The sequence below is a fragment of the Kitasatospora dryopteridis genome (genome assembly GCF_050749075.1).
Taxonomy (GTDB): Bacteria; Actinomycetota; Actinomycetes; order Streptomycetales; family Streptomycetaceae; genus Kitasatospora.
Genome location: NZ_CP192749.1, coordinates 2,213,831 through 2,233,236, shown reverse-complemented (window position 1 = coordinate 2,233,236; position 19,406 = coordinate 2,213,831). Strand labels below are relative to the sequence as shown.

The window sequence follows — 19,406 nt, the reverse complement described above, 5'->3', positions numbered from 1 at the left end:
GCCCTCGTGTGTGCGGCCAACCCCGAAGGGGCGCGTGGGGTCACCTCCCGGCCGAAGGCTGGGGGAGAACTGCGCGATCCGGATGCGGGCTCCCCGTCGAGTGAGGCCGACCACAAACAAAGGGGCGCGGGGAACTGTGCGATTCGGGAGGAAGACCACATCCGAATTGCGCAGTTCCCCGCGCCCCTATGGGTTGGCCCGAGCCTCTACGGGACGGCCCGAGCTGCTACCGGCCGGCCGGTGTCAGGCCTTGCGGAGCTGGAAGGCGAGGCCGAGGGAGTCGTCGGCGAAGCTCTCGGAGTCCCAGTCGGCGGCGCCGGCGGCGAAGTCCACGGCGAGGACCTCGTCGGCGACCAGGGGGCCGTGTTCGGCGATGGCCTCGGCGGTCTCCTCGCTGGTGGCGCGCCAGCGGAGGACGATCCGGTCGGCGACGTCCAGGCCGGAGTTCTTCCGGGCCTCCTGGATCTGGCGGATGGCGTCGCGGGCGATGCCGAGCCGCTTCAGCTCCGGGGTGATCGCCAGGTCGAGGGCGACGGTGGCGCCGGACTCGTTGGCGACGGCCCAGCCCTCCCGCGGGGTCTCGGTGATGATCACCTCGTCCGGCGAGAGCTCGATCCGCTCGCCGTTCAGCTGGACCCCGGTGGTGCCGGAGGCCCGCAGTTCGGCGGCGAGGACGGCGGCGTCCGCGGCGGCGACCGCCTTGGCCACGTCCTGGACACCCTTGCCGAACCGCTTGCCGAGGGCCCGGAAGTTGGCCTTGGCGGAGGTGTCGACGAGCGAGGCGCCGACGCCGGCCAGCGACTCCAGGGTGGTGACGTTGAGCTCTTCGGCGATCTGCGCACGCAGGTCGGCGGGGAGTTCGTCCCAGCCCTGGGCCGCGACGAGCGCCCGGGACAGCGGCTGACGGGTCTTCACCCCGGACTCGGCGCGGGTGGCCCGGCCGAGCTCGACGAGGCGGCGCACCAGCGCCATGTTCCGGGAGAGGTCGGCGTCGACGAGGGTCTCGTCGGCGGTCGGCCAGGCGGCGAGGTGGACGGAGGACGGGGCGCCCGGGGTGACCGGGACGACCAGGTCCTGCCAGACCTGCTCGGTGATGAACGGGGTGAGCGGGGCCATCAGCCGGGTGACGGTCTCCAGCGCCTCGTGCAGGGTGGCGAGCGCGGCGGCGTCGCCCTGCCAGAAGCGGCGGCGGCCGCGGCGGACGTACCAGTTGGAGAGGTCGTCGACGAAGGCGGACAGCAGCTTGCCGGCCCGCTGGGTGTCGTAGGCCTCCAGGGCCAGGTCGACCTCGCGGACGAGGGTGTTGAGCTCGGAGAGCACCCACTTGTCGAGCTGCGGGCGCATCGCCGGCGCCGGGTCGGCGGCGGAGGGCGCCCAGTCGGCGGTGCGCGCGTACAGGGCCTGGAAGGCGACGGTGTTCCAGTAGGTCAGCAGCGTCTTGCGGACGACCTCCTGGATGGTGCCGTGGCCGACGCGGCGCGCGGACCAGGGCGAACCGCCCGCGGCCATGAACCACCGGACGGCGTCGGCACCGTGCTGGTCCATCAGCGGGATCGGCTGGAGGATGTTGCCCAGGTGCTTGGACATCTTCCGGCCGTCCTCGGCGAGGATGTGGCCGAGGCAGACCACGTTCTCGTAGGAGGACTTGTCGAAGACCAGGGTGCCGACGGCCATCAGCGTGTAGAACCAGCCGCGGGTCTGGTCGATCGCCTCGGAGATGAACTGCGCCGGGTAGCGCTTCTCGAACAGCTCCTTGTTGCGGTACGGGTAGCCGTACTGCGCGAAGGGCATGGAGCCCGAGTCGTACCAGGCGTCGATGACCTCGGGGACGCGCACGGCGGTGCCGGAGCACTGCGGGCAGCCGAAGGTGACGTCGTCGATGAACGGCCGGTGCGGGTCGAGGCCGCTCTGGTCGGTGCCGGTGAGCCCGGAGAGCTCGGCCAGCGAGCCGACGCAGGTGAGGTGGCCCTCGTCGCAGCGCCAGATCGGCAGCGGGGTGCCCCAGTAGCGGTTACGGGAGAGCGCCCAGTCGATGTTGTTGTTGAGCCAGTCGCCGAAGCGGCCGTGCTTGACGTTCTCGGGGAACCAGTTGGTGTTCTCGTTCTCCCGGAGGAGGGCGTCCTTGACCGCGGTGGTGCGGATGTACCAGGACGGCTGCGCGTAGTAGAGCAGCGCGGTGTGGCAGCGCCAGCAGTGCGGGTAGCTGTGCTCGTACGGCAGGTGGCGGAAGAGCAGGCCGCGGGCCTGCAGGTCGGCGACGAGGGCCTCGTCGGCCTTCTTGAAGAAGACGCCGCCGACCAGCGGGACGTCCGTGGCGAAGGTGCCGTCGGCCTCGACCGGGTTGACCACGGGCAGGCCGTAGCGGCGGCAGACCGCGAGGTCGTCGGCGCCGAAGGCGGGGGACTGGTGGACGATGCCGGTGCCGTCCTCGGTGGTGACGTAGTCGGCGGTCACCACGAAGTGCGCGTTCTCGATCTCGACCAGCTGGAACGGCCGGTCGTACGTCCAGCGCTCCATCTCGGCGCCGGTGAAGGTCTGCCCGGTGGCCTCCCAGCCCTCGCCGAGGGCCTTGGCGACCAGCGCCTCCGCGACGACCAGCTTCTCGGTGCCGTCGGTGGCCACCACGTAGGTGACCTCGGGGTGCACGGCGGCGGCGGTGTTGGAGACCAGCGTCCACGGGGTGGTCGTCCAGACCAGCAGCGCGGCCTCGCCGGCCAGCGGGCCGGAGGTCAGCGGGAAGCGGACGTAGACCGAGGGGTCGACGACGGTCTCGTAGCCCTGGGCCAGCTCGTGGTCGGACAGGCCGGTGCCGCAGCGCGGGCACCAGGGGGCGACCCGGTGGTCCTGGACCAGCAGGTCCTTGTCGAAGATCTGCTTGAGCGACCACCAGACCGACTCGATGTACGAGGGGTCCATGGTCCGGTACGCCTCGTCGAGGTCGACCCAGTAGCCCATGCGCTCGGTGAGCTTGACGAACTCGTCGGTGTGCCGGGTGACGGACTCGCGGCACTTGGCGTTGAACTCGGCGATGCCGTACGCCTCGATGTCCTGCTTGCCGGAGAAGCCGAGCTCCTTCTCGACGGCGAGCTCGACCGGCAGGCCGTGGCAGTCCCAGCCGGCCTTGCGGGCGACGTGGTAGCCCTTCATGGTGCGGTAGCGCGGGAAGACGTCCTTGAAGACGCGGGCCTCGATGTGGTGGGCGCCCGGCATGCCGTTGGCGGTCGGCGGGCCCTCGTAGAACACCCACTCCGGGCGTCCCTCGGACTGCTCAAGGCTGCGCTGGAAGATCTTGTTGTCCTGCCAGAACGACAGGATGCCGTGCTCCAGGGCAGGCAGGTCGACCTGCGCGGGGACGGGGTTGTAGGTGCTCATCGCTGGCGTCTACCTCCGACGGATGCGTGGACTGGCTCCGACGGAGGGACGAGACGGCAGGCCGTCCCGCGGTACCACCCTCCTTGGCCGCGGCCGGCGTGGCCCGCGACCCTCTTGTTTGGGTCTGCTGCCGGTTCTACTGGGCCGCCCGAGCGGGTCGTGCGGCCGTTCTTCCGGCGGCTCCGGGGTGATCTTCGCGCCGTGCACACCCCCGGGCTCGCACCGTCCCCGGGTCGCTGGTGGCTGCGTACAGCGGTACTCGTCCCATCTGCGCCTTGCCCGCCCAGTGTATCGGCCGTGGCAAACCGGTAAGCGCACCCGAGGGCCGCCCGGCGGGCGCCGCGGTTAGCCGGTGGCGATCTGGGCACAACAGGGTCAGCACTTGGGCGGCATCGGCGGCGGAGGCTGCCCGGGTGGGATCGGATCTGACACCGGTATGTCCCGTTGTGACCGGATTCGATGAGGTTTATCTTTCCGGCACTGGAGGCCGCCGGGAACCGGCGGTTCGCATCATTCGTAAATGAGGTCGAAAGCCATGGCTGAGAGAGCAACTGGCACGCGTACCGCCACCAAGCGGACGCGGGAGGCTGTGGCAGGCGACCCAGGGGAGGGGACCGTGAGCACTGCACGGCGGAAGACCAGCACCACCACCGGCCGGGCGGCGACCAGCCGCACCCATGTCCCGGCGGGCTCCGGCGCCCGGGGCGGCGGAGCCGAGTCGGTGGACCCGGCCGAGTTGCCGGTCCGCCCCGGCGAGGACGCCTGGACGTCGGCCGAGGTGGCCGAGCTGCACGCCGAGCTCAACACCGACCTGGAGCGGCTGCGCGCCGAGATCGAGGCCTCCGAGGCCGCCATCACCGGCCTCATGCGGGACTCCAACGACGGCGCCGGGGACGACCAGGTCGACGCCGGCACCAAGAACATCAACCGGGAGAGCGAGCTCGCCCTCGCCAACAACGCCCGCGACAGCCTCGCCCAGACCGAGCGCGCCCTCGCCCGCCTGGAGGGCGTCGGCTTCGGCGTCTGCGAGTCCTGCGGCCAGGCGATCGGCAAGGCCCGGCTGCAGGCCTTCCCGCGGGCGACGCTCTGCGTCAGCTGCAAGGCCAAGCAGGAGCGCAGGTAGCGCCCACCTGTGGTGACGGGGAACGGGCGGTCCGGCCGCCGAGTGCCGTACGCTCGTCCCCGTAACCCCGGCCCACGGCCGGCCCGCCTCGGGCCGGTCCTCTTGTACACGGCAGCGGAGCGGATCATCAGCACTCCAGGTTCCCCCCAGACGCAGGACGAAGCCGTCCCCACCGCACGCGTGCCGCACGAGCCGGAGACCGCCGTGGACGACTCCGCCCCCCAGCCCGGGACGGGCGCGGCCGGCGCCACCGCAGCCTCCGGTGCACGGACGGTCCGCCGCCGCCGGATCGGCGTGCTGCTGGCCGTCGCCCTGCTCGCCTTCCTGATCGACCTCGGCAGCAAGCTGCTGGTCGTCGCCCGCCTGGAGGGGCACCAGCAGATCCAGGTGATCGGCGACATCATGACCTTCGAGGTGATCCGCAACCCCGGCGCCGCCTTCGGCATGGGCCAGGCCATGACGGTCGTCTTCACCGCGATCGCCGCCGCCGTCATCGTGGTCATCTGGCGGATCGCCCGCCGCCTCTACAGCCTGCCCTGGGCCGTCGCCCTCGGCCTGCTGCTCGGCGGCGCCCTCGGCAACCTCACCGACCGGCTGTTCCGCGCCCCCGGCGTCTTCCGCGGCCACGTGGTGGACTTCATCTCCGTCCAGCACTTCGCGGTCTTCAACCTCGCCGACTCCGCCATCGTCTGCGGCGGCATCCTGGTGGTGCTGCTGTCCTTCCGCGGCTCCAACCCGGACGGCACCACCCACCAGCCGGCCAAGCAGCCCGCCGCACAGGACGGCGACGACGAGGAGAACACGGGCGACGGCGCCCGCTGACCCCCTGAGCGCCCGTGCGGCCCGGCCACCGCCCCCACGGGGCCGGTCGGGCCGCTGCCCGCGGTCCGGCATACTCGTACGAGTGAGTATCGCAGCGCAGACCCGCAGCCTTCCCGTACCCGACGGCCTGGAGGGCGAGCGCCTCGACGCCGCCCTGGCCCGGATGTTCGGATTCTCCCGGACGAAGGCCGCCGAGCTGGCCGCCGACGGCAAGGTGACGCTCGACGGCTCCGTCGCCGCCAAGTCGGACCGGGTGACCGCGGGCGCCTGGCTGGAGGTCGAGATCCCGGCCCCCGCCGCCCCGGTGCAGATCGTCGCCGAGCCCGTCGAGGGCATGCGCATCGTCCACGACGACGACGACATCGTGCTCGTCGACAAGCCGGTCGGCGTCGCCGCCCACCCCAGCCCCGGCTGGACCGGCCCCACCGTCATCGGCGGCCTCGCCGCCGCCGGCTACCGCATCTCCACCTCCGGCGCCGCCGAGCGCCAGGGCATCGTGCACCGCCTCGACGTCGGCACCTCCGGCCTCATGGTCGTCGCCAAGTCCGAGCGCGCCTACACCGACCTCAAGCGGCAGTTCCACGACCGCATCACCGAGAAGCGGTACAACGCCCTCGTCCAGGGCCACCCCGACCCGCTCTCCGGCACCGTCGACGCCCCCATCGGCCGCCACCCCAGCAGCGACTGGAAGTGGGCCGTCACCCGCGACGGCAAGCCCTCGGTCACCCACTACGACCTCATCGAGGCCTACCGCGCCGCCTCCCTGCTCGACATCAAGCTGGAGACCGGCCGCACCCACCAGATCCGGGTGCATATGTCCGCGCTGCGCCACCCCTGCGTCGGCGACCTCACCTACGGCGCCGACCCCACGCTCGCCAAGCGCCTCGGCATCACCCGCCAGTGGCTGCACGCCGTCCAGCTCGGCTTCGAGCACCCCTCCGACGGCCAGTGGGTCGAGTTCCGCAGCGAGTACCCCGCCGACCTGCAGAAGGCCCTCGACATCATCGCCTCGGAGAGCTGACATGGCCGGGACCCCCGAGCGGGCGCCGGCCCCGGTGGAGATCAGGATCGCGGTGACCGAGGCCGACCTCGCCCAGGTCCGCAGCGTCCGCCGCGAGGTCTTCGTCGAGGAGCAGAACGTCCCCGAGGAGCTGGAGTACGACGAGCTGGACGCCACCTCGGTGCACCTGCTCGCCGTCGGCCCCGACGGCACCGGCCTCGGCACCGGCCGCCTGATCCACGGCCCCGAGGCGCTGAAGCTCACCGGCGTCGAGGGCCGGGTGCTGCTCGGCCGCCTCGCCGTGCGCAAGCCCGCCCGCGGCACCGGCCTCGGCGCCGACCTCGTCCGCGCCATCGAGCAGGCCGGCCGCGAGCGCGGCGCCCGCGAGCTCGAACTGCACGCCCAGACCCAGGCGCTCGGCTTCTACGAGCGGCTCGGCTACACCGCCGAGGGCCCGGTCTACGAGGACGCCGGAATCCCGCACCGCACCATGGTCCGGGTGTTCTGACCGCGGGTTCACCCCGCCCCCGCCGACCGGTACGCTCCCGCCCGTGAACGATCTTCGGGTGGGAGCGTCTGTCGTCGCGGGCGGACTGGTCTTCGGCACCCTCACCGTCCTCGGCGGCTGGTGGGCGCTCGACGGCGGGCTGTACGGCTGCGGCCCCGACGAGCGACGCCTCGCCCGCATTCTCGCCGCCGACCCCCTGCTCGCCGCCCGCACCGACCGGTTCGCCCCGGCCGGGGAGTCCACGGACACCTGTGACGACGACGACCGGGTGGTGAGCGTCTCGCAGGGCTTCCGCGGCACCGGGTCGCCCGCCGACACGGCCGCCGCCTACCGCACCCTCGTCCGCGAGCAGGGCTGGACCGCGCTGCCGGTGGACCGCATCACACCCCCCGACTGCTACACCAAGCGGACCGCCGGCACCGAGGCCCGCCTCAGCTTCGGCACGGACAGCCTCGACGGACTGCTGTGGGTGACCATCAGCGCCGCGCGCGAGGGCGAGGGCTGGTGCTGACCCGGGAGAAGGCCCGGAGCCTCCTCCGCGCCTCCCCGGTCGTCCTGCTGGTCCTGGCCGGCGGCTACTGGGTGCTCGACGGCGGGATCTACGGCTGCACCTTCGCCGACTCGGCCCTGGAGGGCCCGATGGAGACCGAGGTCCGGGCGCTGGGCACCCCGCGCGGGGCGCAGACCGGCGGGGAGCCGTACGCGGGCTGCGACGAGGACGACCGCTTCGCGTACTCCGGCCGCTGGTACACCGAGCCCGCCCGGCGGGCGGACGTCGTCGCCCACTACCGGGCGGCCGCCGCCCGGAACGGCTGGCAGCCGGCACCGCCCGAGCCGGACGAGCCCGCCCGGCGCCAGGACCCGACCGGCGAGCGGATCGGTCTCTGCTTCACCAAGCAGGTCGACGGCGCCACCGCCCACCTCGCGGTCTCCTGGGCCTTCGACGGCAGGCAGGGCTACTCGGTCGAGACCCGGGCGAGCCGCAGCGGCGGCTCCTGGTGCGCGTGACCGGCCGGGACGGCGGCGCGGCGGTTCGGGTGCCGGGCCGCGGGTAGGCGCCGGCATGTGAGCGGGGCCCAGGAGACCGCGGCCGGGCTGCTGCGCGAGCACGGGCGGACGTACGCGCAGGAGGCCGGGATCACCCTGCGCGACCGCCCGGCGCCGCTGTACCGGCTGCTGGTGCTGGCGGTGCTCTGCGCCACCCGGATCAGGGCCGACATCGCCGTCGCCGCCGCCCGCGAACTCTTCCGGGCCGGGATGCGGACCCCGCGGGCCATGGCCGACGCCGAGTGGCAGGCGCGGGTGGACGCCCTCGGCCGTGCCCACTACGTCCGCTACGACGAGAGCACCGCCACCGCCCTCGGCCGCGGCGCCGAACTCCTGCTGGAGCGCTGGCGCGGCGACCTGCGACGGCTGCGCGAGGAAGCCGGCCGGGACACCGCCGCCGAACACCGCCTGCTCCAGGAGTTCCCCCGGATCGGCCCGGTCGGCGCGGACATCTTCTGCCGCGAGGCCCAGGGCGTCTGGCCGGAGCTGCGGCCGTACTTCGACCGGCGAGCCCGGGACGCCGCCGCCTCGCTCGGCCTGCCGCGGGACGCCGACGACCTGGCCGCACTCGTCCCCGAGCCCGACCTGCCCGCCTTCGCCGCCGCCCTCGTCCGCGCCGGGCACGCCTGAGGCCTGTGGCGCTCTTGTCTCACGCAGTTCCGCCCGCCGGCCTTCGGCTCTGCGGCGGCGCAGCCACGAGGTCAGAACAGCCCGTGCCACATCTGCTCGACGACGACGCTCCACCAGGTGGAGTCCTTGTGGAAGGCCTGCGGGTCGATCGCCGCGAGCTCGTTCTGGAGCGCGGCCACCGCGGTGCCGGCCGCCAGCGGGTCGAGCCCGCGCATCGCGCTGCGGGCCGTCACCAGGGCGTCCAGGCTGCGGAGGAAGGCGGAGACCGAGGTGTTGACGTACCGTCCGCTGCCGGTGCGGGGGCTGACCGCCCACACCGAGCCGAGGCTCTGCTCGTCGCCCGTGCACTGCACGGCGACGGTGCACAGGCCGTCGGAGCCGATCCTCGTCCAGCCGGCGAGGACGCCGAGCAGCGACTCGTCCAACTCGGTGCCGACGGCCGTCAGGTGGGTGCGCAGGTCGGCGAGGAGGCCGCCGGCCGGCGGGGCGTCCGGGCGGTCCGCGGCGAAGAACAGCGGCACCTCGGCGGGCAGCCCAGCCCAGGTGAGGGTGGAGCGGGTCGGCTCGGGCAGGGCACTGCCGGCGATGTCGTCGGCGTCGTACCGCACGACCTCGCCGAAGGCCTCGGCCAGCCGACGGCCGAGCGCCACGTCGCGGACCGGAGCGGCCTGCTCGACCTCGCCGGGCTGCGGCGCCGGCACCCGGTGCGGACGCGGGGGCAGCGGCTGCCCCGCGAGGCGGGCGATCCGCTCGGCGTGCAGCGTGAGCGCGGCGGCGCCCTCGGCCCGCTCGTCGGCGAAGATCCCGTAGGTGTGCGAGCAGGAGACCTCGGCGTTGGGGAAGGCGCGCTCCACCAGGGCGGCGGTGTAGCCGCCGGGCAGGGTGGCCGGACGCAGGTCGGTGTGGACGGCGACCACGTTGCCGGCCGGAACGCCGAGCCGGTCGAGCTCGGCGGCGAGCTGGTACTCCGCGGGCGGCAGGCCCGGCCCCGCGTTGCGGTAGAGCATGACCTCCTGGCCGTCGGCCGGGTTCACGTAGGTGGCGACGGCGGTGTTGCCCGGGCCGGTGGCCGGCGGGTCGTTCCGGTGCACCCGGTCGGCGTGCTTGGCCTCGTACGAGCGGATCACCTCGTCCACCGGGACCGACGGCCACACGGTGAGCTCGCCGGTCTCCCGGTCCACCACGCCGCAGGCGTCGCCGAGGTCGGCCGGCGGGCGCCGCTCCCCGGTCACGGGGTCGCGCTCCGGCGCTGCGGGCGCGGCCCAGACCACCCATCCGAGCCCGAACTCGCGGTGTCGGACGGCACGGCGCTGCTCGGCCGGCGCATCGCCGTTCAGCCATCGGTCGGCTGCGGCGAGGGCCTGCTCCTGGGTGATCACGACGACTCCTCCGTGGTGGCGGACTCCGGCCGACATTACCGTCAGGCACCGTCGACTCCGAACGGTTGCATATGATCGCACGACGAAAGCGACCGCGGCCGACCGGTCTTGGCCCGCCGCGGTCCAGGGTGAGGGACGACGGGGAGGTGGCCGCCATGGCCGAAGAGCGCGAGATCGGCGACGACGAACTGCTGGACGTGGCGGACAATCCGACCCAGGCCGCCTCGCTGCACAAGGCGCTGCGCACCATCGCCAACAACTCCAACGTCGGCCCCGAGCTGCAGGAGATGGCGAAGAGCGTGCTCAGCGGCCGGATCGGCATGAAGGACGTCATCGAGTCCGACCGCTACATGCACGCGATCGGCGCCCGGCTCGGTGAGATGCGCGACGCCGCCGAGCACATGTCGCCGGAGGACCGCCACAAGTCGGAGGAGCGCGCGGAGAAGATGGTCCGCGAGCGGGAGGAGGCCGAGAACGGCACCGCCAAGCGCGACGGGCGGAAGTGACGGGCCGTCCGGCTCCGAGTGTGCAGGGCTGTCGCGGTGTCCGTGCGGGGCCGGTGAAGGATCGGCCCCGACGGCACTGAGCAGAGGATCTTCGCCGGCGATGGGGGCGTCGGCGCGTCAGTGCGATGAGTAGGATCATCTGATCGATCGTCGTGTGTCGTACTGTGCTTGGTTCTTGTTCGCCCGTAACCGGCCTCCGGCCGGACGGGATCGTCAGTTGGGGGGAACTGACTCGTGTCGCTGATGCTGCCGGACGGCCTTGAGTGGGTCCTGGAGATGCTCGGCTTCGACTGGCCGAAGGCGGACGAGGACAAGCTGCGTGAGTGTGCGCAGGTGTGGCGTGATTTCGCGGATCAGGTCGACGATCTGAATTATCGGGGGTTGTCGGCGGCGAACAGTGTGCGGTCGGCGAACTCGGGTGATTCGATCGATGCGTTCGGGAAGGCGTTCGACAAGTTCTCGACGGGTGGGGACGGTTATCTGGCGGATGCGGCGACGGCTGCGCGGTTGATCGCGGCGGCGTTCGAGGCTGCTGCGGTGATCGTGGTGGCGTGCAAGATCGCGGTGATCGCGCAGTTGGTGATCCTGGCTGCGGAGATCATTGCGGCGCAGGCGGCGGCGCCGTTCACGTTCGGTCTGTCGGAGCTGGGTGCGTTGGGGGCGACGCAGGCGACGAAGATGATCGTTCGCCGGTTGTTGAAGGAGCTTCGTGATGCGCTGATCGAGGCGATCATGGAGACGTTGAAGGATCCGATCGTCTCTGCGGTGCAGGCGATGATCTCGGATCTGATCGCGCAGACGGTGAACCAGGGTTTTGGTGCGCAGGACGGCTATGACCTGGGGCGGACGGCGAAGAAGGGGTGGGAGGAGGGGAAGTCCTCCGCGGAGAACTGGAAGCAGACGTTCACCGAGTCGCTGCGCGACGGGTTGGGTTCGCGGGCGGGCGGTGCGGCGCGGCACCACCTGGACAACGCGGCCGGGCACGGCAGTGGCGGCTCGGGCGGCGGGCACGGGAGCGGCGGCAGTAGCGAGAGCGGCAGCGGGAGCAGCGGCGGCGACTCGGGCTCCTCGGGATCGTCCGGATCTTCCAACTCCACTGGTACGTCGGGTTCTTCCGGTTCTTCCGGTTCTTCCGGTTCTTCGGGTTCTTCGGGTTCCGACTCGGGCTCCGGCTCGGGTTCCGGTTCCTCCGGGTCGGGGAGCTCGACCGGTTCCAGCGGTTCCGCCGGCTCGTCGGGCAGCAGTGGCTCGTCGGGCAGCGGTTCGTCCGGGAGCGGGTCCTCGGGCAGTGGCTCCTCCGCCAGTGGCACCGGTTCCTCGGGCTCGTCGGGGTCGCAGGGCGACTCAGGGACGGGTGGCCGGAACGACGGCGGCTCCTCGACCTCGCATGCCAACGACGGCCGCGACGGGCGGAGTTCGGCGCCGACGGACCCGTTCGGTACGCGGCTGAGCTCCGACCCCGCCCCTGCGGCCAACCACACTCCGGCCGGTGGCGACGGGACTCCGCAGGCTTCCTCAGGCGCCAACAGCGGCTCTCCCGCCCACACGGGCTCGGACAGCAGGCCGACGCCCGGCTCGGACGGTCCGGTGCCGGCGTCGGGTGACGGCCGCGGTGCGGACGCGCCGCCCGCGCACACCGGTACGGACGGCCGGCCGACCCCTCCCGCACAGGACGGGTCTTCGGACGGGCCCGCACGCAGCGGTGAGGCCCCCTCGGACCGTTCGGGCGCGGACACCGCCCGGCCCGGCCAGACCACCGCACACCCCACACCCGACGCGATTCCCGCGCCCGCCCCGGCCCCGTCGCAGACCCCGGCGCCCCAGCACACCGGTGACGGATCGTCGACCCCGACCCACGGCGGCACCCCGAACGCCCGGCCCGACGCCACGCCCGCTCCCGCCCCGGGCCCGGCTCCGGCGCATGCGGCTGCTCCGCACCACGGCGGCGACGCCGGCACCCCGACGCACAGCGGCACCCCGGACTCCCGGCCCGGACCGGCACCGACCCACCCCACGCCCGACTCGTCGCCGTCCCCGGCACCGAGCCATGCGTCCGACTCCCCGACGTCCCGGCCGTCCTCGGATGCCGGTTCGACGCCCTCGCACGCCCAGCCGCATTCCGGTGATGCACGGACCACCACCCCGTCGTACGGGCCGGTGCACGGTGGCGACGAGTCGTCCGGCACTCCGGCCCACAGTGGCGAGAGCCGGCCGTCCCCGTCGTACGGGCCGGTGCGCGGCGACGCCCCGGCGAGCACCGCGGCCCAGTCCCACAGCGGTCCGGAGGCCGGCCGTCCCGGGCACGAGGCGCCGCCGCAGCGCCACGAGTCCGCCCCACGGGCCGAGGAGGGCGCTCCGCAGCAGGAACGTTCCGGTTCGGCGGTGCCGCCGCACACCGGGTCGGTGCCGCACGTTCCGGCCGGCGACGGCTCCCGCACGCCGTCCTCGGACGTGCCGCACCGGGCCACCGTCCACACCGCCTCCACCGCGGTCGCCGACGCACCGCCGACCCACACGCCAGGTTCGCCCACCACGGACAGCGCCGCAGCGCCGTCCACGGGCCAGCCGTCCCAGAACCCCGGCCCGGTGAACCCCGGCGCAGGTGTCCCGCCGACCACCGGGACGCCCGGCACGGGCAGCGCGACCACGCCGCGTGCCGACCGCCCCGCCACCGGCACGAGGCCTGCCGACGCCGACCGGCCCACCGTCCCCGGCCAGCGGAACAACCCCGGCCCGGACCGCACCGACCGCCCCACCAACCTGGGCCAGCAACCCACCGCCGGCCGCCCCGACCCGCGGACCAGTGCCCCGCGCCCCGACACCGCCTCGCGCCCGGACCCGCGTGCCGACCGTCCGGCCGGCGACCGGCCGACTTCGGCGCCTCCGCGTCCGGACGGGACCACCCGCCCGGACCCCCGTGCCGATCGCCCGGCCGACAGCGCTCCGCGTCAGGACCCGCGGGCGGAGCGTCCGGCCGACGCACCCACTCGCCCGGACCCGCGTGCCGACCGTCCGGCGGGCACTCCCGAGCGCACGCCGGACGATCGTGCCCGAGGTAACGACCGCCCGGCCGACACCTCGGAACACCGCAACCCCGAAGCGGACCCTCGCGACCACAACGGCGAGCACACGCCGAACCGTGGCCCCGAGCAGGCCACTCCCGACCACAAGCCGGACGACCACACCACCCCGGACCACACCACCCCCGACCACAAGCCGGCCGATCCGGACCGTCCGGCCACCGCCGACCGTCCGTACGGCAGTCCGGGCGGCCTGGTCGAGCCCGGTCACCACGACCGGGAGCGGGTCGAGAACTCCGTCCCGCGCGACGCCGACGGCAAGCCGCAGCGCCACCCGGACCCGGAGGGCGACTGGCCGCGCGCCATCAACGGCGACCCGGACGCGCCCGGCCGCCGCAACAACTGCGCCGACGTGGCGCTCGCCACCGTCGACACCTACTCCGGCCACCCGACCCCGGCAGCCGCCCGGACCCCCGACCACGACGCCGACGGGAACCCCTCGGACCGCGGTGAGCGCGGCGGACGCGACCGCATCGAGAACGCCCTCGGCGCCAAGTTCTCCGACATGGGCGACGGCAAGGACGCCTACCGCCGCCTGGAGGACACCCTCCGCCGCGAGGGCCACGGCTCGCAGGCCGTCATCATCACCCGCGACGCCGACGGCCGCGCCCACGCCTGGAACGCCGTCAACCACAACGGCAAGATCACCTACGTCGATGCCCAGACCGGCCGCCGCTCCAACCAGCCCCTCCACAGCGGCGACCACGGCGTCTTCGCCATCCCCCTCGGTCCGGACCGCCGGCCCGCGACCCCGCACACCGACTCCGGCAGGCCCGACCACACCCGGACCGACAGCCGCCCCGACCGCCGGGCCCCGGAGGAGGTCGCAGGGACCAAGCACAAGCTCGATCCGGACGGCGACGACGGGCCGGCTGCCAAGAAACCCAAGAAGCCGTCCGATCCCGAGGCCCCGGGCAAGCCGGAGATCACCACCCGGGACGAGGTCAAGGGCAGTGCCGAGTACGGCGATCGGCAGGGCGAGGAACATCAGCACCACAGCCGGCTGCCGGACGACTCGCAGCAGAAGCTGCGGGTCGATCAGGTCGTCCACCAGACGGACCTGGGCGACGTGTTCAGTCGGATGGAAGGCTGGGAGCGCGACGGTTCCATCCAACGGCTGTTCGACGAGTCCGCCAAGCGCAACAGCGTCGAGGGATCGAACGTCCCCAGGGGGTTCACACACAGCGAACTCAGCCATGCGCTCTCCGATTTCGACTCCCTCAAACCCCGCGAGCGCGGCGCCGTCATCGCAGTCCTGGCGCGGATGAACGTCAGCTTCCACCGGGGCAGCGCGGTGGGCTACGCGCTCGGCGGCCGGGACGACGGATACGAGTGGTCGGACCCGGATTCCCCGCGTCCGCCGGACGGCCGCTCGTGGGGTGTCCATTTCCACGAGAAGTTCGACATGTGGGGCCCGTCCAAGAGTCCCGCGAGGAGCATCTTCGACGAGCTGAAGCCGAAGTACGGCGACCGGGAGGGGGGAACCTCCTGGTCCGACCACCTACGGGCGACGACCAACGGCACCGACAATAGCCTGGACATGAGCGGGCGGAACTTCGCGGTGCTGGAGGTCAGGGATCCGGACAGCGGCGAGACCCGCTACATCGTGGACAGTTCCCTGTCGGGCACCGCGAAGGAACACGAGGACCACTCCGAACCCCATGTGGGCAAGTATTTCGACGAGGTGAACAAGGCGCGGGTCGCGGCTGATCAGAAGCCCTTCGAACCCGTGCACCTCTACACCGAGCGAGAGCCCTGCGGGCGCTCGTCCGGCGGTGGCAGGACAGGCGGCGTCAAGGGCTCGAACGACTGCTCGGTCTACATCCGCAACTCGCCCGCCCTGTCCGGCGTGGAGGTGAGCTACGGAATCGGGTACCGGGCCGGACCGATGGTCGAGGGGGCCAAGGACACCGACGGCTCGCCGATGACCGCGACGAAGGCCCGGCTCCGGCAGAGCGCCGACACCCGCTGGTACATGCGCAACCTCGAGGTCCTGTGGATGCGTGCGAGCATTCGGAGGGACGGCGGGGCCGATGCATAGGATTGCCGCGTGACGAACGATGACTCGCCCCGGGCCGTTTCCGTTGTCGTCGACTGTGCCGGGCAGAGCCTCGAATCGGCAGTCGTCGCGGCCGGCCGCGCGGCCGGCGAGGCCGGTCCGGGCGTCCACCTGCGGCTCGAGCGGGTGGAGCTCGCCGGTCCACTGGTGAGCTCGGACGAGCCGAAGCGCATTATGTCCTGCGGCAGCCGGGCGGTGTCGGAGTTGGTGGGGCGGCCCGTGACGATCGTCCCGCCCGCGGATGCCGACGACCGGTCGGAGGTGGCTGCCCGGCACGACCTCCCTGGGGCACTGGACGAGTTGCTCTGGCTCACCGCGGCGGCGGCCCTGGAACTGCCGGGCTCGGGCCTGCAGGTGTGGCGTGCGTTCGCGGCCGCCCTGACGGGCCGGCCCGTGTCGGTCGAGCAGTTGACGGAGTTCGCAGCCCGCAGGCCCGAGATCACGGTGGAGGGCCGTACCGTCCGCTTCGCGGACCTGGTGGCCCATCGGGCCGTCCGGGCCCGGCTGCCGCTGAGCGATGCGCAGCAGCGTGCGGTTCACCGTGCCCTGGTCGGACTGCGGTCCGACGCCGCCGGGACCGACGGGACCGACGGGACCGTGGCGGCCTACCTCGGCGCCGCACGGCCGGTGCACGCGGCGCTGGCCGGAGAGCTGGAGGACTGGCTGGAGGACCCTGGCTTCCTGGTGGAGTCGGGGTGGTACGGCCTCGGTCTGGGCCTGGCGCTGATGTATCCACAGGGCGTGCCGCTGGGAGGCGTCGCAGGAGATCTGCACTGCCTGCTGCTGGAAGGGCTGGCCGCGTCGGCGAGCCACGAGGAGTGGCTGAGCTGGGTGCACCACACGCTGGTGAGCCGCGGGATGGCGGCGGTGGCGGACGAGGTGGTGGCCCGGGCGCGGTTGCCGTGGCGGACGCTGTGGTCGCGCTGGCAGTGGCCGAGCGGGTACGCGCCGCGGCTGCCGCAGGAGATCGAGCAGGACGAACTCTGTCTCGTGCACGGGCCCGACGGTCCGACCCTCGCCACCCGGCACGAGCCCTGGGGCGACGAGTCGGGCACGGTGTTCGAGCAACTGTGGAGCGCCCGGACGGGGGAGCTGCTCGGCGCGGCGAACACCGCACCGCACGACAAGGTCGTGGCCCGCGCCGAGGACCTCACCGGGCTCACCGCGGGCCACGTGAACGGCGAGTGGGCCAGCAGCAGGCGGAATCTCCCCGCGCTCGGGCTGCCGTGGATGGGGGAGTCGGTCCAGCATGCCGTGCTGTGCACGCCCCTGGGCGCGGCAGGCGGCACGCTGTGGGTGTTCATGGGGCGCTGCGGGCTGTTCGGCGCGCTGGTGCACGACGACCTGGTGGCGGAACTCCCGCAGGTGTCACGGGGGCTGTCCGGACACGGGCTCACTCCCCGGGCGCAGTGGCCGGTGCCGGACGTGTCCCTCACGGGTGTGCTGACCCGGGCGGAACTGGAGCAGGACTGGGCGTTCGGTGCCGACGCGTGCCAGCCGGTGGCGCCCGAGCTGCTTCCTGCGGCGATGGCACACCCCGGCACCCGGGAGTTCCTGACCGAGGTGGGCTGGCCGGTGACGGAGGACCCGGTCCTGTCGACGGTCGAACTCGCCGCCGGTGGTCTGCAGCCTGCGGACGACCGCCCGCATCTGCTGGTGGGGCTCGGCGACCTCTGGGGTTCGCCGATCCTTCTCGACGGCCGCAGCGGTGAGGTGTTCTGCGAGGGCCGGGATCACGAACTCGCCCTGGTGGCCGGTGGGTTGCCGCAGCTGTTCCGGATCGTGCTGCTGCACCGGGCCGCACTGTCGGTGCCCGTACTGCTCGGCGTGTACGACTCGACGGATCTCGAGGAGGACGTCGCGCGCTGGATCCGGATCGTGGACTCGGCGGCCGCCGAAGGCGGTTTCTGGGAACACAAGTACTTCAACCCGACCCTCCTCGATCTGTGGGAGGGCTGGCTCGAATAGAGCCCCCGGACACTTCCTTTCACCACCTCAGCCTTGGAGACCGAACCTTGACGTCCCAGCCAGTCCACCAGCCGCACCCCCACCTGGGCGGGCGGGCGCCTGCGCTCCGGGCCCTGGCGGCATGGCTCGCCAACGGGACGTCCCCGGCCACCGTCCTGCTCACGGGGGCACCGGGAAGCGGCAGGTCACGGCTGCTGACCGGCTTCCTGATGCTCTGCGACCCGGAGTACCGCAAGCTCATCGACACCAACGCGCTCCAGCCGGACACCGTGCCGCCGGAAGGCCTTCCGGTGCCGCCGGTCTTCGCGGCCGACGGGCTGACGCCCGCCCAACTGCTCTGGCTGGTCGCCGACGAGCTCGGAATCGACGCGGACCGGACGGAGGACGTGTACGCGCTTCTCGCCGAGCCGCAGGAGCTTCCCGTTCCCGTCGTCGTTGCCGACGTGGACCGGTCCGGTGTCCTTCCGGAGCTGGACGGTCCGGCTCGGGTCGCGGAGGAGGTCCTGCTGCCGCTGGCACTCGCGCCCGGAATCCGCCTGCTGACCGACGTGCCCCGTACGCAGGCCGAGTGGCTGGCGGAACGGTTGCCCGCCGAGGACCTCCTGGTGATCGACCTCGACGTGGAGCCGTGGGCGGACGCGGATGCCCTGTGGCTCCAGGCCGCCGCCATGGTCGCCCGGCCGGAGGAGGCCGAGGCGATCGCCCGGAAGGCAAGTGGACCGCTGGTCGTGGAGCTGGCCGCCTGGTCGCTGACGGCCGTGCCCGACGGCCCTGCAGCGGACTTCCCCAGCACGGTGGGGGACGCGCTCGACCTGCACGCCGAGCGCTGCGGCACCGACGAACTCACCCTCCGCCGACTGCTCACCCCGCTGGCACTCGCGGGTGCCGGCACCTCCCTGCCCTTCCCTCTCTGGGAGCCGCTCGCCTCGGCGGTGGCCGGCAAGGACCTGTCCACGGTGTTTGCCGACGGTCAGCGGCTGCTGCTCCCCTTCTTCGACCTGCTCGACGGCGACGGAGAAGGATCGGAGCCCGCGGTCCGGCTGCGGCACCCGGCCCTGGCCGACGAACTGCGGGAGCGGTTCGGCACGACCGTCCGTGAGAGCAGCCGCAGGATGGCCACCGCCCTGCTGGCCCGGCTCCCCGAGGGGCCCGGGCGGTGGTCCGAGGCGCCGGCCTACACCCGCACCGGCCTGATCCGGCACGCGCTGGAGGGCGGCATCCTGCCGGAGCTGATGGCCGACCCGGCGTTCCTCGTCCATGCCGACCAGGTGGTGCTCCGCGCCGCTGCTGAGTACCTCGCCGGCACCGGTGCGGAGCTACCGGCCGTCGGGCGGACGTGGCTGCGCCTGGCTCCGTTGTTCACCCGCACCCAGGCAGACCCCCGCACCATCGCGGGCCTGCTGGAGCACGGGTGCCGCCAGGACGGCCTGTCCGTCACCGGGTTCGGTGTCGACCTGCCCTGGCACACACTCTGGCACAGGCCGCTGGCGGGGATTGCCGGGATCACCTCCGCAGCGGGCCCGGACGGAACTCCGGCCGTGGTGGCCAACCTACCCGGGGGAGATCAGCCTCTGGTCGCCTACCAGGCGCAGACCGGCGAGCCGCTGGACGGCGACCCGGCGCAGCTGGCCCGGCCGTCGGACGAGGACCGGGAGACTGGTGCCCTGAGGCTGGGCGTCGGTGGCGACTACCTCCGCATCTGGCAGGCGGAGGGCGGGCAGCTGGCCGTGTTCGCCGCAACCGTTCCGCTTGCCGGGGCCGATGTCACGCCGGACGGCATCGTCCTGGTGGCGGACAGCGCGGGGCTGAGCGCGCTGCGCGTGCAGATCCCCGGCAACTGAGCCGGATCGGGCGGTTGCCGAATCCGTGACGTTGGGGACGGGAGATCTCGCAGGGTTTCCTCCAGACTTAT

General features: G+C 73.0%; 13 protein-coding genes. 11 read left to right on the top strand and 2 right to left on the bottom strand.

The window, feature by feature from the left end; translation table 11 throughout:
- Positions 1 to 243: 243 nt before the first annotated feature.
- Positions 244 to 3,372, bottom strand: coding sequence for an isoleucine--tRNA ligase (gene ileS / locus ACQ614_RS10130; RefSeq protein WP_431678122.1), 3,129 nt, complete (start codon positions 3,370 to 3,372; stop codon positions 244 to 246).
- Positions 3,373 to 3,988: 616 nt separating this feature from the next.
- Here ileS and ACQ614_RS10125 point away from each other — a divergent pair.
- From ACQ614_RS10125 to ACQ614_RS10095, 7 genes are all read left to right on the top strand, one after another.
- Complete coding sequence (locus ACQ614_RS10125; RefSeq protein ID WP_363489428.1) at positions 3,989 to 4,495, top strand: TraR/DksA family transcriptional regulator; 507 nt, start codon at positions 3,989 to 3,991, stop codon at positions 4,493 to 4,495.
- A 204-nt stretch (positions 4,496 to 4,699) separates the two neighbouring features.
- Entirely contained in the window at positions 4,700 to 5,317 is a 618-nt protein-coding gene (gene lspA, locus ACQ614_RS10120; RefSeq protein WP_431678121.1) for a signal peptidase II, read from the top strand.
- Between the two features lie 82 nt (positions 5,318 to 5,399).
- A complete protein-coding gene (locus ACQ614_RS10115) occupies positions 5,400 to 6,338 on the top strand; it encodes an RluA family pseudouridine synthase (RefSeq protein WP_363489432.1) in 939 nt (312 codons plus the stop codon).
- Between the two features lies 1 nt (position 6,339).
- Complete coding sequence (locus ACQ614_RS10110) at positions 6,340 to 6,825, top strand: GNAT family N-acetyltransferase (RefSeq protein WP_431678119.1); 486 nt, start codon at positions 6,340 to 6,342, stop codon at positions 6,823 to 6,825.
- Between the two features lie 58 nt (positions 6,826 to 6,883).
- Positions 6,884 to 7,336 carry a hypothetical protein gene (locus tag ACQ614_RS10105; protein ID WP_431678118.1) on the top strand — a complete coding sequence of 151 codons (453 nt, stop codon included), beginning with the start codon at positions 6,884 to 6,886 and terminating at the stop codon, positions 7,334 to 7,336.
- Positions 7,330 to 7,833, top strand: a complete 504-nt coding sequence (locus ACQ614_RS10100) for a hypothetical protein (RefSeq protein ID WP_431678117.1) — start codon at positions 7,330 to 7,332, stop codon at positions 7,831 to 7,833. Before ACQ614_RS10105 ends, ACQ614_RS10100 begins: the two co-directional genes overlap by 7 nt.
- Positions 7,834 to 7,890: 57 nt before the next feature.
- Complete coding sequence (locus tag ACQ614_RS10095; protein WP_431678116.1) at positions 7,891 to 8,502, top strand: endonuclease; 612 nt, start codon at positions 7,891 to 7,893, stop codon at positions 8,500 to 8,502.
- A 71-nt stretch (positions 8,503 to 8,573) separates the two neighbouring features.
- On the opposite strand, the gene ACQ614_RS10090 is transcribed toward ACQ614_RS10095, so the two are convergent.
- Entirely contained in the window at positions 8,574 to 9,881 is a 1,308-nt protein-coding gene (locus tag ACQ614_RS10090) for an SUKH-4 family immunity protein (RefSeq protein WP_431678114.1), read from the bottom strand.
- 155 nt (positions 9,882 to 10,036) lie between these two features.
- On the opposite strand from ACQ614_RS10090, the gene ACQ614_RS10085 reads away from it, so the two are divergent.
- The 4 genes from ACQ614_RS10085 to ACQ614_RS10070 all read left to right on the top strand — a co-directional run bounded on the left by ACQ614_RS10085 (position 10,037) and on the right by ACQ614_RS10070 (position 19,335).
- Complete coding sequence (locus tag ACQ614_RS10085; protein WP_431678113.1) at positions 10,037 to 10,387, top strand: hypothetical protein; 351 nt, start codon at positions 10,037 to 10,039, stop codon at positions 10,385 to 10,387.
- A gap of 243 nt (positions 10,388 to 10,630) precedes the next feature.
- The gene (locus ACQ614_RS10080) at positions 10,631 to 15,508 is read left to right on the top strand and encodes a toxin glutamine deamidase domain-containing protein (RefSeq protein ID WP_431683880.1); all 4,878 of its coding nucleotides are present in this window, start codon (positions 10,631 to 10,633) and stop codon (positions 15,506 to 15,508) included.
- 9 nt (positions 15,509 to 15,517) lie between these two features.
- Positions 15,518 to 17,494 (top strand): SUKH-4 family immunity protein, encoded by a 1,977-nt coding sequence (locus ACQ614_RS10075; protein WP_431678112.1) that lies wholly within the window; start codon positions 15,518 to 15,520, stop codon positions 17,492 to 17,494.
- A 47-nt stretch (positions 17,495 to 17,541) separates the two neighbouring features.
- Positions 17,542 to 19,335 carry an ATP-binding protein gene (locus tag ACQ614_RS10070; protein WP_431678111.1) on the top strand — a complete coding sequence of 598 codons (1,794 nt, stop codon included), beginning with the start codon at positions 17,542 to 17,544 and terminating at the stop codon, positions 19,333 to 19,335.
- Positions 19,336 to 19,406: the final 71 nt, after the last annotated feature.